This is a genomic window from Achromobacter xylosoxidans (assembly GCF_001457475.1).
GTDB classification, from domain to species: Bacteria; Pseudomonadota; Gammaproteobacteria; order Burkholderiales; family Burkholderiaceae_B; genus Achromobacter; species Achromobacter xylosoxidans.
In genome coordinates this window covers 3422728-3436328 of sequence record NZ_LN831029.1, presented here as the reverse complement: position 1 = coordinate 3436328, position 13601 = coordinate 3422728, and the positions used below count along the sequence as shown (strand labels likewise).

The following is a 13601-nucleotide window of genomic DNA, read 5'->3' as shown; positions in this document are numbered from 1 at the left end:
CAGCGCACGGGCTCCGCGCCGCCGGCGAGCCCGTCGCCAGGGGGCGATCACGCCTGCGCGGATACCTGCTTCTTCCACAGCTCCCAGGGACGGTTCATGACGCCCGCCATCATGTCGTCGGCCATGGCGGCTTCCTCGTCCGACAGATATGTGATCTCGCCGTTAAGGCCGATGGCTTTCTGCTGGAGCGCGGCGTTCATCTCCGTGTAGATGGCGCGGTAGACCGCGACCGGAATGTCGCCGCCGACCGCGACGAAACCATGTCCGCGCATCAGCGAGACCTTGCTCTGCCCCAGCGTTTGCGCCAGTTCGCGGCCATGGTCGCGGTTCCTGACGAGCATGTCGGTGTGGCCGAAGCAGCAACGGATGTCGAACACCGGCGCGCCGGCGCCAAGGAATCCGGCCATGTGGTAGATCGGGCGCAGCCGCACATTCGATCCGGCATAGGGGATGACCGACGGCGAATGGCTGTGGACGATCGCCTGCACGTCGGGGCGCGCGCGGTAGATCTCGCCGTGGATGTAGCGTTCCAGATAGGGCTTGCGCGCGTCCGCGTTGGCGGGTTCGGAGGATTCGTCGAATTCCATGATGTCCTGCGCGGTCACCAGTTCCGGCGCGAGCGAGCGCGACAGCAGGAAGTGCGCGGGATTGCCCGGGTGGCGGACGCTGACATGGCCGAAGCCGTCGAGAACGCCGAAACGCGCCAGGATGCGGTTGGCGGTGACCAGGTCGTCGATGACCTGTTGGTGCTGGATGGGTGTGCTCACGAGATTCTTCCCTTGTGTTGTGTGATGGCTACTGCTGGTCCAGCGAGATGCCCGATTTGCTGGCCAGCGCGCTGTACAGGCCGAGATCGCCGTCAAGCTGCCGCGCCATCGCGGCCGGGCCGGTCTGGACCACCTCGTAGTAGCGGTCGCGGAATTCCTGTTGCACCGCGGGGTTTTTCATCGTCTCGGCAACGGCCTGCTCGAACTTCGCTTTCACGTCCGCCGGCAGATCGCGCGGGCCGAGGATGCCGAACCAGACGGAGATGTCGAGGTCGCCGAAAGGCGCGGTCTCGGCGATGGCGGGCACGTTCGGCAGGAACGAGACCCGCTGCCTGGACGCCACCGCGATCATCCGCAGCTTGCCGGCGTCCGCGTGCGGCGCCAGGTTGGGAATGGTGCTGAACAGCACCGGCACCTGGTTGCCCAGCCCGTCGTTGATGGCGGGCGCGCAACCCTTGTACGGCACGTGGACGATGTCCAGCTTCGCCATCTGCTTGACCGATTCGCCCACGAAATGCTGGGGCGTGCCGTTGCCGCAGGACGAATAGCTCAACTTGTCCTTGTTCTGCTGGATGTAGGCGACCAGTTCCGGCACCGTCCTGGCGGGAATGGCCGGGTTCACGCCCAGCGCGACGGGAGCCGAGACCAGCAGCGAAATCGGCGCCAGGCTCTTCTTCACGTCCGGCGTGCCGCGCATCTGCAGGGCGGCGTTGATCGTCAGGGTGCTGTTGGTCAACAGGAAGGTATAGCCGTCAGGCGCCGCGCGCGCCACCTGCTGCGCGCCGATGTTGCCCGAGGCGCCCGGCTTGTTGTCGACGATGACGGATTGGCCGCCCAGCTGCTGCGGCAATTTCGCCGCCACCAGGCGGGCCACGACGTCCGCGCCGCCGCCCGCGGCGAAGGGGACGACCAGCGTGATGGGTTTGGCGGGATAGGGGGCCTGGGCCCAGGCAGGGGAAAAGCCCAGGGCGAGTGCGATGGCGGCGCCCAGCCGCAAGCGCCTCGCCATGCATGGCTTGGTCATCTTGATGTCTCCGTATGGTTTTTTTATGTGGAGCCATTATCTGGACCCGGCCATGCGAGTTCCAATGAAAAAATATTATTTTCCATACGATGTCTCGTATGGCCGCGCCGGAGCCATTGGCCACGGCATGATGCCGCGCATCACGCAGTCCGACCCGGCGCGACCGCGCTCAGAACTGATAGCGCACGCCGACCTGTCCGCTGTAATCGTGCTTGAGCTTTCCGGCGAAGCTGCTTTCGACCTGGCTATACAGCCGCCAGTTGGAAGACAGCCTGGCGTTGAGCGACAGGTTGACCAGATAGCGGCTGTCGTCGCTCATCGGCGTGCTCAACATGTCCCCGGGCACACTGTTGTTGAGAATATCGACACTGCCGCCGCGCCGCAGGTTCTGCAGCCTGAACAGCCCCACGGACAGGGCCAAGCCGTGTTGTTCATCCGACTGCTGGCTCAAGCCGGCGGCGGCGCCGATCTTGGCATAGACCGGCGTGCTGGCGTTGACCCGGACATCGATGCTGTTTTTATCGCCGTGCAAGGTGTAGGCGCTGGTGTGGCCGGTGGCTACTTCGATCGACGGTTCGATGAATGCGCGGCCATCGAACAGATTTTGCCGCCATCCCGCCTGCACGCTGGCCAGCAGCGACGTGGATCGCACACCCTGCGCGTCGATGTTCAGGTTGGCGGGGAGATGGTAGGTCTGGTTGGTTCTCAAGTACTTGGCGATCACGTCGATGAAGGGGCCGTCCTCATGGATCCAGGCATAGTAGAGGCCGACGCCGCCCGTGGTGTGCTTTTCCGAAAGACTGCCTTCCCCCTGCGCGGAGCCTCGGGTATGGCTTCCCATGATGCCGTACAGCTGCCTGCCAAGCTTGCGGTCAAGACCGAACTGCAGCGTGGTGTGCTTCAGGCGTAGTTGGTCGTAGTCCGCCTGGCCGTGGTCGGTCTTGAACCATACCCCGGCGTCCTCGTTCAACTGGCGCACATCTCCCAGCCGCTTGTTGAGCTGGTTGGTTTCGAGCACGAAGGCCACGCGCGGCAGGCTGGCGAGCGCGCTGGTGCGGACGATCTGGTTCCGCACCGCGGCAATGTGGTTGACGGTGTCGTCGTCCGCGGCGATCCCGGACTGCGCCAGCCGGTCGATGATTCCCTTGCGCGACTGCAGGGCGTCCAGGTCGGACAGTCTCAATGAGAATGGCGTGAATGGCGAAAGGCCGTCAGCGCCGTGCGCAGGAGCACCGGTGTCCGGTGGCGCGGCCGGCGCGGGGGCAGGGGCAGGCGCCGTCTCGGAGGGGGGGAGCGACAGGGTCGGTGAACCCGTGTCAGCGGGAGGCGCGGCATTGTCGGTCGGCCCGGTGTCCGTGGCGTTGCCGGGTTGGTCTGACGAGCCGCTGTCATGGCCGGCATCCGGGGTATCCGTCGATCCGGAATCCAGCGGGGGATGAGGCTTGCCGTCGGCGCCGGCATCACCCGGCGATGGCGGCGCCGGCGCGCCATCGGGCGCGGGCGCCTCGCCGGGCGGCAACGCTTCTGGAAGCTTCTTGTACGTCAATTGCCATTTTTTCTGCGTGCCGGTGCTGACGATTTCCAGGTTGGGGGAGTAGACGGTCAGCCCTTGCGTGATGGAGCCGGGCTTGAAATAGCTGTCCGCCGTGGGCAAAGGCGCGGTCGCCAACAGCAGGGCGCCGGCACTGTCCAGCGCCACGGGCTCGTGCAACAGGAGCGAGAGGTCCAGACTATTGTCGTCGCCCTGGGCCAGGGTGGTGATAAGGATGCTGTCGCTTTCCCCGCTTTGAGGTCGCGCGTTCAGGGCGAAATGCACGCCGCTGGCGATCATGGTGTCGGTTTTCAGCGTGTGCGGCGTCCAGTCCGCTTCGGGCCGAGACAACTCCACGCGTCCCGCCGTTGGCAGATGCAGCAAGTCAAACTGGCGATCTTGCGTCACGCGCCAGGGCGCATCGCCGCGCATGCTGAGCAGCCACCATTGCCGCCGGTCCGCGTCCCGGCTTACCGCAAGGCCGCCCAACCAGGGATCGCCTTGCGCCGGTGTGGCGTCGTCGTGGCTGCTTGCGAAGGCCTGATCCAACGTGAACAGGTTTGCCGGGGTGGAGGAAGGGGCGCTGAGCAGCAGGCTTTCCCTGGCCTGCACGGAAGCGGTGGTTTGAGGGAGGCCGAAATCCGCGATACGCAAGCGGTTGCCGCTGCCTTCCAACCGGGTGGCGACCGTCAACCGGTCATGCTCGCCGCTGTATGGGTCGACGCGAAAGGCAAACACGCTGTCCGATGCGGTAACGGTGTCGGCCGCCAGGGCATAGGCGATTTTTGGCGACCCGGCCTGGGGCGGAGCCAGTGGCGGCATGGAACCGGAACCTGCCTGTGTCAGGAACGTTTGGCGCGTCGCGTTCTTGTCGTCGAAACCCAGGATCGCATTGTTGGCCCGTAGCGAGTTCAGCGTTGAATCGCCCGTGATGATCCAGCGGGAATCGTGATGGATCTGCATCCCGGCCTGGGCAGCGGTCACGGCTCCGGCGTACACGGTTTGCGGCGAGGCGGTTGCACCCGCGTTGCCCAAAGTGATGACGCTTGCCGCCAGGCCGGAAACATCGCTGAATGAATGACTGCCCGGCGCCATGTGCACGCTGGCATTGGCGCCGCCCAGATTGATGCCATTGGTGAAGTAATGGGCCGGGTGAATCTCTGTCGTGGACAGGCTCGTGGTGTTGCCGGAGAGTGTGAGTGCCGCGCCGTCGGCCACCGTGATGGCGCTGTCTCCATACCAGCCGGCAGTCCCGCGCAAATGCGCGCCGGCGTGCAGCGTCAATGCGCTGGCGGTGAAGCGGCTGTAGCCCGTCAGCGCCGCCTGATCGGAAAAAACGTTGATGGCGCTGTCGCGCGCGTCAACGGCGCCTGCAAATATTTCATGGATGTCCAGCGTGGAATGATCGCTCAAGGCCACCGTTCCCTGATAGCGGCTCTTGTCGGCGTCCGTGTTGGCGATGGAGGTGCCCTTGACCGGTTCCTGGGGCAATTCTCCGCCATCGTTCCTGTTCAGGTACAGCAGCGGGCTGCCCAGGACCACCTTTGCGCGTTCTGCAACGATGTCGCCCAGCAACGTGGCGTTGCGTGACAAGCGGAAGGTAGTGTCCGACAGTGCGAGCTTCTTGATGGCGAATTTGCGCGATTCCCAATCCGGCTGGTCGAACGACACCGATTGCGTCCTGACGGAATCGTCGCCCAGGTCTAGCAGTTTCCGTGCCTCGTCGGGGGTGTTGATCGCATGGATCACCGGGTGTCCCTGCAACACCAGTTCGCCTTGCCGCTGGGTGAATGTGTTCTCGCCGAGGTCCATGCCGCCATCGGCGATGAAAACCGTTTTCGACGGGCTGGCGACGCCGACGTCGATATTGCCCCGCACGATTCCCGAGAAGATGAATTCGGTCTGCCCGGGGAAGTATTCCCGCTTGCGCTCGTTCGCCTTTTCCAGCGCAACGGCGAAGGATGGCCCCGCGTATTCCCAGTAGTCGTCGCTCGCCTGGGAGCCGTAGGTCGGGACGGCGCCAAAGCTGTCCTGCTTCAGGACGAAATAGCTGAGCCCCTGTTTGTAAAGGTCGCCCCGTTGCCCGGTGCCCGCTCTGACCGGCATCCGTATGTAATCGCTTACCGTTGGCGGCGGCACGGGCGTGAGATTGATCGTCATGGCCGCCGTTTTCGTCGCGGTATTGGTGATGGCGGCGCCATGGTCTTTTGCGTTGGCATGCAGCCGATTGAACGTGATGTCATTGCCATTGAGGTTCAACACCCCGCCGCGCGCGCCCCATTTGATATGGTCGGGATCGACCTGCCTGCCGTCGCCAAGCACGACTTCGGCGCGGCCGCTGGACAGGGTGATGCCGTCGAACGCCTGGACGTGGCCATCGTCGTCGGGTCGCTGCGACAGAATCACCTGGCCGTCGCCCACCTTCAGGCCGCCCGGATTGACGCCCTTTCCTTCGATGGTCAGGGCGCCGGGGCCGATCTTGTGCAGGTTGTCCCCGGCCACGCCGTTGACGCGCCAGACCACGGTGGCGCCTTCCCTGACGTCGATGCCGCCGCCCATCCAGGTCTGGTCGGTTTCGGGGGAAACGACGTAGCTGTCGTGGAAGGTCAGCGAACCGGCGCCCTGGTTGACGGAGTCCTGCAAGGTGATCTGGCCCACGCCCTTGCCGCCTTCGCTGCGCAAGGACAAGTTCCTGCCCGCGTCAAGACCGGCGAAGTCGAGCGCGCCATTGCCGCCCGCATAGGCCAGGCCTGGCGTCTTCTTGTAGCCATGCATCACGAACTGGCGGCCCTGCTGCGTCAGGTGGCCGGCGCCCTGTGCGCTGTCGAATGCCCATCGCAAGGGGCCGTTGCCTTCAGTGAAAACCACTTCGGGGTCGTTATCCTTGTCGAAAACGCTGTCGAGAAAGTCCGCGGGCAGGTGCGACCAATAGACGTAGCCGGCCTCGCCGGGGGGGATTTCGAGATCCGCCGCCACGCCGGCCAGGACCCAGCGCCGGTGTTCCGCATCCCAGGCAAACAGGGGCGAACCGCTATCGCCGTGCTGCACGAATGAGGGCAGCAGGCCGTTGTCCCCCCGCGCTATGACGAACGTCTCGTTCGACCAGGTCGGCGTGACGATGCCGCCCGTCGCCCATTTGTAGGCGTAGCCGAGCTCGTGCAGGCCGGGTTCGAGCGCGCCCGTCATGGGATTGTGGCCGTGTTCGGGATGGTCGCCGACGAACTGGATACCCATCCCGACTCGATAGAACAGGGGAAATTTCTTTTTCTCTTCCTCTGTCCAGAGGTCCGGGTCGCCGAGGGAAAGCAGCGGCGTCGAGGTGCGCGGCACCGGAAACGTGGCGATCGGGGCCGCGTCGGTCACCAGCTTGCCCAGGCGGGTGACGTCGAAATCCCACTCCTGGGTCCAATCCCGTTCCCGATGGTAATCCGGGTGCACGTCTCTCCGGATCTGGGAGTAGGTGGCGCCGGCAAGGCGGGTGCTGTCATGAGGACCGTTGTGCGCCACGCCAACGGTATATTGCGGCGCGACCAGCGTTCCGATCGCGTTGTTGTCGCTGACGCTGGAGAAATCAATGAAGGGGATGACGTCGCTCAAGGTGCCGCGCAGACTGCCGGACTTGTCATAAATCGGAATGCCCAGCGCGCCGGGCCGGAACGCCCCTTTGTTTTCGGCGAAGTCCCGATACGTCTGGTAGGGAATCTCGATGCTGGCGTAGCCTGCGCGGGCGGTGCCGGGGAGCGCGGCGGCAATCAACAGGGGCAGGGCGGTCGATAGCTTGCGGATCGGCGATCCCTGGCGGGGCGGCCGGGCCCCGGCTGTCGTCGAGCCGGGCTGGAGTCTGCCGCATGATCTGAAATACCGCGATCAACGGGCGCTGGGGGTTGTGCTTGGGCTGCTTGGGCGTGTGAATCTTGTTCATGATGGGACATGCGCCCAAGGGTCGCCCATCGGATTCAGGCGGCTGGGCATTGCTTCAATCGCAGCGGGCGGCGTTCGCCGGGCTGCGCGTGGGGATACAGCAAGCGCGCAAGCAGGATTTCCAAGGGAATCCCGCTTGCGCGCGCTTGCTGAAATCTGATTGAAGTCGAGTTTGGTGAGCCCGGCGTTAAATCAGCCGATAAATGGGACTGATCCCGTCTCAGCGCCTTTTCAAGCCGCCGCCCGCAAACGGAAACGGCGCACCACCTGGGCCAGTTTCTCTATGCCCGGGCCGATATGCTCGGCGCGGATCGAGGTGAAGCCGACGCGCAGGAAGTTGCGCGGCGCGCCGCTGGCGTCCATGAAGAACACCTGCCCTGGTTCGACCACCACACCTTCGGCCAGCGCGGCCTGCGCCAGCTCGGTGGCGTCCAGCCATGCCGGGCCTTCGAGCCAGCAGGAGGACGAGCCCGTGATGGGCACGGCGGTGAAGTCGGGCAGCGAGCGCGCCAGCGCCTGCGCCAGTTCCGCGCCGCGCTTTTGATAGGCCTGCGATTGCCGCCGCAGTAGCGAATGGTGGTGGCCCAGCGAGATGAACAGCGAGAACGCGCGCTGGATGTAGGCGGACGGATGGCGCAGCATCAGGCGGCGCAGCGCACGCAGCTCGGCGGTGAGTTCGCGCGGCGCGACGATATAGCCGATGCGCAGGCCGGGCGCGAACGACTTGGCCAGGCTGCCGACGTAGATCACGCGGCCGTCGCGGTCCAGGCTCTTGAGCGCCGGGATGGCGCCGTCGCCCCAGCGGCTTTCGCTTTCGAAATCGTCTTCGATGATCAGGCTGTCGGCCTGGCGCGCCAGCGTCAGCAGTTCCTCGCGCCGCGCGGGCGACAGGGTCACGGTGGTGGGGCACTGGTGGCCGGGCGTGACGAACACGTAGTCGCAGCCCAGCAGGTGAGTGCCGGTGCGCAGGCCCTGGTCGTCCACGGGCAGCGGCAGCAGGTGGCGCGTATGGCTGGCGAAGATGTTGCGCGCGTCGGGATAGCCGGGGTCTTCCATGCCGACCACGGTGTCCTCGTTGACCAGCAGGTCGGCCAGCAGATAGAGCGCGTGCTGGGCGCCGACGGTGATGACGATTTCCTCGGCATCGGCCCAGACGCCGCGGCGCGGCAGCACCTGGGTGCGGATCTGCTCGATCAGGGCGCTGTCGTCATGCGTGATGAGGTCGGGCGCCCAGCTGCGGATATCCAGCACCGACAAGGCCTTGATGCAGCATTCGCGCCATTCGGCGGTGGGGAACAGGTCCTGGTCGAACTGGCCGTAGACGAAGGGGTAGGGCTGTTTCTGCCAGTCGCGCGGCTTGACGATGTTGCGCTGGCGGCTGGGGCGAAAGCGCAGCCGCTCGTCCCAGCGTACATGGTCGGCGGATGGCGCCGCATCCGCTAGCGCGGCGGGCGGCGCGGCGCGTCCTTCCAGCACGCCGTCATGGACAAAATGGCCGCTGCGCTCGCGCGATTCCAGGTAACCCTCGCTGACCAGCTGCTGGTAGGCGAACACGACGGTGTTGCGGGCGATGCGCAACTGGTCCGCCAGATAGCGGCTGGACGGCACCGGCGCGCCCGGCGGCAGGTGACCGCTGAGGATCGCCGACACCAGCATCTGCCGCACACGGCCCTGCAGGCTGAGGTTGGGGGCGCTTTCCCGTTCGAACAGGCGTTCCCACAACACAGGCTTGAGCATCGAGGCCTGGCTGGACATGGCGGCTCCTTGTAGTGGCGGCGCGTCCCGGCCGGCGCGGGCGCGAAGGCCGGGGCGACACCAGGGACAGAGTCCCAGGATAGAGGAGCGGCGGCGGCCGAAGGAATGCGGGATTGCCCTGCCGGCGCACGCCATTGGCGCGCGGCAGGCAGGAAATGGAACGGTTTGCCGTGGGTGTCGGACGGTTTTCGCCGGGACGGAATGCGGGCGCGGCCTCGTTGCCAAGGTTTCGCCGCCGTGTCTACAATAACGAGAATCGTTCCACATTCATTCCAAACCGGGCCAGGCCAAGCTGCGCGGGCCGGAAAATCCGCCGTGCCGCAGACCGTCCACACCCTCTATACGCATCATTACAGCTGGTTGCGCGGCTGGCTCCTCCGTAAGCTGGGCAACGCGTTCGACGCCGCCGACCTGGCGCAGGACGTGTTCCTGCGGGTCCTGGCGCGGCGCGAACGCGCGGCCGAGGCGGCCATGCGCGAGCCCCGCGCCTACCTGCGCACCATCGCGCACGGCCTGGTGGTGGACCATTGGCGACGGCGCGACCTGGAACAGGCCTGGCTCGAGGCGCTGGCGGCGCAGCCCGAGGCGCTGGCGCCGTCACCCGAATTGCAGCTGGAACTGCTGCAAGCGCTGGTCCAGATCGACCGCATGCTGGATACGCTCAAGCCCGCGGCCCGCAAGGCTTTCCTGATGGCGCAACTCGATGGCCTGAGCTGCCCGCAGATCGCGCTGCGCCTGGGCCTGTCGTTGGCAACGGTCGAACGCTACATCGCCCGCGCTTTGCGCGCCTGCTATGCCTTGCAGTTCGAACAATGAACCGCGGGGTCGAACTGCCGGCCGGGGTGATCGATGCGGCCATCGCCTGGGCCGTCAGGGTCGATTACGGCGAGCCTTCCGATGAAACCCGTCGCGCCTTCACGGCGTGGCTGAATGCGGACGAGCGCCACGCCCAGGCGTGGCGGCATCTCACTGCCTTGAAAACCCCGTTCTCCACGGTCGCGGCGCAGCATGGCGCCGTGGCCGGACAGGCGCTGGATGGCGCGCGGGCGCGCCAGGCCCGGCGGCGCGCGCTCAAGCTGCTGGCGTTCTCCGGCGCCGGCCTGGCCAGTGGCGCGACCGGCTGGCTGGCCTATGCCGAGGCGCCGTGGCAACGACTGCTGGCCGATGCCAGCTCAGGCGCGGGCGAGCGCCGCGCGCTGTTGCTGGATGATGGCACGCGCCTGGTGCTCAACGCCGACACGGCCGTGCGCACGCGCATGGACGCCCTGGCGCGCACGGTGACGCTGATGCGCGGGGAAATCCTGGTCGAGACCGGCGCCGACGCCGGCCTTGCGGCGCGCCGCGAATTCTGGGTCGACACGCCGGCCGGCCGATTGCAGGCATTGGGCACGCGTTTCGTCGTCCGGCTCGCTGGCGAGCGTGCGCGTGTCAGTGTGCTGGAAGGCTCGGTGGCGCTGCATCCCGCCGACGCGCCGGCGATGCGCGTGGTGGCGCTGGCGGGCGACAGCCGCTGGCTGGCCCGGCGCGGCGTCGAACCCACGGAGCAGGCCGGGTATGCGCCCGACGCCTGGGTCGATGGCATGGTGGCCGGCCGCGACATCCGCCTGGCGGACCTCGCCGCCGAACTGGAACGCTACACGCATGGACGTATCCGCTGCGACCCGGCGGTGGCGGAATTGCGGATTTCCGGCGTCTTCCACCTCGACCGGCCAGAGCAGACCTTGCGCTTCATCGAGCAATCGCTGCCCGTGCGGGTATCCCGCCTGGCGGGCTACTGGATCCGGATCCTGCCGGCCGGCGCGTAGACGGGCCGACGGCGCCGTGGCGGCGCTGTTACAACTTTTCCGCATTGCGACTGAGGGGATTGCGGGGTCTCGTTCGGCAAGAGAGATAGAAGACCCGCGCCTGGCGGGTCCGATACGACCGAATCGAGCAACCCATGACCATACCGTTCCGCCCCGTCCCAATCGTTTCCTCATGCCGCCGCGCCTGGCCCATGGTGCTGCTGGCCTTGGCCGGCGTTGCCGCCGACGGCATGGTGGCCGGGGCCGCGCGGGCCCAGACGCCGCCGGCGGGAGTGGCCGCCCGGCACCAGTACGATATCGCGCCGGGGCCGTTGGATCAGGCCTTGGCCCGCTACGGCCGCATCGCTGGCGTCAACCTGAGCTATGACGCCGCGTTGGTGGCGGGCGCGCACAGCGCAGGGCTGTCGGGCAGCCATGACGACGAGCAGGCCCTGCGCCTGTTGCTGGCCGGCAGCGGCATCGAGGCCGTGGCCCGGCCGGGCGGCTATGCCCTGCGCCGGGCCACCCAGCCGGGGGTCGTCACGTTGCCCGCGACCACCGTGCGGGCCTCGTCAATGGCGCTGGCGCAGGAACTGCCGCCTGCGTTCGCCGGCGGCCAGGTGGCGCGCGGCAGCCGCCTGGGCATGCTGGGTTACGGCGATGTGTTCGACACGCCGTTCGCCACCAAATCGTTCACCAGCGAACTCATCCGCAACCAGGGCGCGCGCACGATGAACGATATCGTGGCCAACGATCCGTCCATCCGCACCAGCCTGTCGGCCACCTCGCCGCTGGACCAGAGTTCGATCCGAGGCTTCCTGACCAATAGCGATGCCTACCTGTTCGATGGACTGGAGGGCCTGTTCGCCTACAGCAACATCCCGATCCAGCACTACGAGCGCGTGGAGATCCTCAAAGGCCCCGCCGCCGCCCTGATCGGCGGTTCGGGCTACGGCAGCACCGTCGGCGGCACCTTCAACCTGGTGCCCAAGCGCGCCATCGATACCCCGGTGCGCGTCGTGTCCGCCTACGCCACCGACAAGGCCCTGTTCGGCACGCACCTGGATATGGGCGAGCGCCTGGGCGAAAACCGGCAATGGGGGATCCGGGTCAACGCCACCGCCGAAAACGGCAAGCGCTACGACGACGCGCGACGGCGCCTGGACGCGATGCAGGTGGCGCTCGATTACCGCGGCGCCAATGTGCGCGCCACGCTTGACGCCGGCTACACGCGGCGCCGCTCCACGCCCATGTTCAATCATTGGCTGCTGGCGCCAGGCGCCAGCGTGCCGTCGGTGCCCGACCCCGACATCCATCCCAAGCCCTCCTGGGAGGTCCTGGACGTGCGCCAGCGCTTCGGCGTGGTGGGCGGCGAATGGGACTTCACGCCGGGCTGGACGGCCTACGCCCGCTACGGCAAGCTCAAGGAAAGCGCGCCGACTCGCTACTACATCGACCAGACCACCATCGACGGCGAAGGACGCTACCGTTATGCCAGCGCCACCAGCATGCTGTGGGACCAGGTCAACGAGGTCGGCGACCTGGGCGTGCGCGGCGAGGCCCGCATCGGGCCGACCTCGCATCGCCTGGCCTTCAGCATGGTGCGGCAGCGGCAGCAATTGCGGAATCTGCGCGAGGTGTCGCGCCGGCTGGCCACGCCGGTCGTGGGCACCATCTACGAGCAGGTCGACGTGCCGGATCCGTTTGCCGACGGCGCGCCGCACGTGCCTGGCGTGGACAGCCCCGCGCAGTACCTGAACAGCGTTGCCGCGGCCGATACCATCGGCCTGTTCCAGGACCAGCTGCTGGTCACCGTCGCCGCCCGCCACCAATCGTTGAAGAAGGGCAGTTACGACGAGTCGCGCGTGGTGCCCACCTACGCGGCCTTGTACAAGCTGGGCGGCGGCCTGTCGGTCTATGGCAATTATGCCGAGGCGTTGACGCGTGGCGACACCGCGCCCGCCGGCGCGCGCAATGCCAGCGCGCAACTGGCGCCCTACATCTCGCGCCAGCACGAGATCGGCCTGAAGTGGGATCGCGGAGAATACGGGCTGACGCTGGCCTACTTCGACATCCGCAAGACCAGCGCCTTCCTCGACGCCGACAATGTGTTCAAGGCGGCGGGGCGCCAGCGCAACCGCGGCGTCGAACTGGAGGCGTTCGGCGAAGTGGCGCCGGGGACGCGCGTGCTGGGTGGCGTTGCCTGGATCGAGGCGAAGATGCTGAAGACGGCCAACGGCGTCAACGATGGCCATCGGGCCATTGGCGTGCCGCAGCTCAACGTCAATCTGGGGGTGGAGCATGACCTGGCCGCGGTTCCAGGCCTGACGCTGACCGGCCGCATGATCCATACCGGGGCGGCCTACGTCGACCTGGCCAACACCCAGCGCATCGGTTCATGGCGGCGCTTCGATGTCGGCGCGCGCTACGCCACCCGCGTGGCGGGTTACGACGTTACCTTCCTGGCCAGCGTCAACAATGTGCTGAACGATCATTACTGGACGATCTCTGGGCGCAACTTCATCTCGTCGGCGGCGCCGCGTACCTGGATGTTGTCGAGCACGGTGGCGTTTTGATTCGGGTTCGGCGTTTCACGGATGGATCGGAGTTGGCGCCGCGCGGATTTTCCGTATATCCATGATATGAACGGCGGGCGAGGGCCGGCATTGCGCAAGCATGCCGGCCTTTTTGCATGTGCGCGTGCCGTGTGCCCAGCACGCATGTTGCCCGATCGTGACAGCGTTTCCCGTGCTACGTCGGATTTTGTCATGGGGCTTTCAATTGCCTTTCGTATTATCTCCGACCTTATACATGCGCTC

7 protein-coding genes are annotated in these 13601 nt (G+C 66.5%); 3 read left to right on the top strand and 4 right to left on the bottom strand.

What is annotated here, in order from left to right; all coding sequences use genetic code 11:
* Positions 1-47: 47 nt before the first annotated feature.
* The 4 genes from AT699_RS15470 to pdxR form a co-directional block, all read right to left on the bottom strand.
* Positions 48-767 carry a class II aldolase/adducin family protein gene (locus AT699_RS15470; RefSeq protein WP_020927901.1) on the bottom strand — a complete coding sequence of 240 codons (720 nt, stop codon included), beginning with the start codon at positions 765-767 and terminating at the stop codon, positions 48-50.
* Between the two features lie 28 nt (positions 768-795).
* Complete coding sequence (locus tag AT699_RS15465; protein WP_006387218.1) at positions 796-1791, bottom strand: tripartite tricarboxylate transporter substrate binding protein; 996 nt, start codon at positions 1789-1791, stop codon at positions 796-798.
* A 169-nt stretch (positions 1792-1960) separates the two neighbouring features.
* Positions 1961-7078 carry a S6 family peptidase gene (locus AT699_RS15460; protein WP_024069015.1) on the bottom strand — a complete coding sequence of 1706 codons (5118 nt, stop codon included), beginning with the start codon at positions 7076-7078 and terminating at the stop codon, positions 1961-1963.
* A 396-nt stretch (positions 7079-7474) separates the two neighbouring features.
* Complete coding sequence (gene pdxR / locus AT699_RS15455; protein WP_024069014.1) at positions 7475-8998, bottom strand: MocR-like pyridoxine biosynthesis transcription factor PdxR; 1524 nt, start codon at positions 8996-8998, stop codon at positions 7475-7477.
* Positions 8999-9313: 315 nt separating this feature from the next.
* On the opposite strand from pdxR, the gene AT699_RS15450 reads away from it, so the two are divergent.
* From AT699_RS15450 to AT699_RS15440, 3 genes are all read left to right on the top strand, one after another.
* Positions 9314-9814 (top strand): sigma-70 family RNA polymerase sigma factor, encoded by a 501-nt coding sequence (locus AT699_RS15450; protein ID WP_006387214.1) that lies wholly within the window; start codon positions 9314-9316, stop codon positions 9812-9814.
* Positions 9811-10803 (top strand): FecR domain-containing protein, encoded by a 993-nt coding sequence (locus AT699_RS15445; protein WP_024069013.1) that lies wholly within the window; start codon positions 9811-9813, stop codon positions 10801-10803. The genes AT699_RS15450 and AT699_RS15445 overlap by 4 nt, the downstream gene beginning before the upstream one ends.
* A gap of 134 nt (positions 10804-10937) precedes the next feature.
* Complete coding sequence (locus AT699_RS15440) at positions 10938-13358, top strand: TonB-dependent receptor (RefSeq protein ID WP_053497454.1); 2421 nt, start codon at positions 10938-10940, stop codon at positions 13356-13358.
* Positions 13359-13601 lie beyond the last annotated feature (243 nt).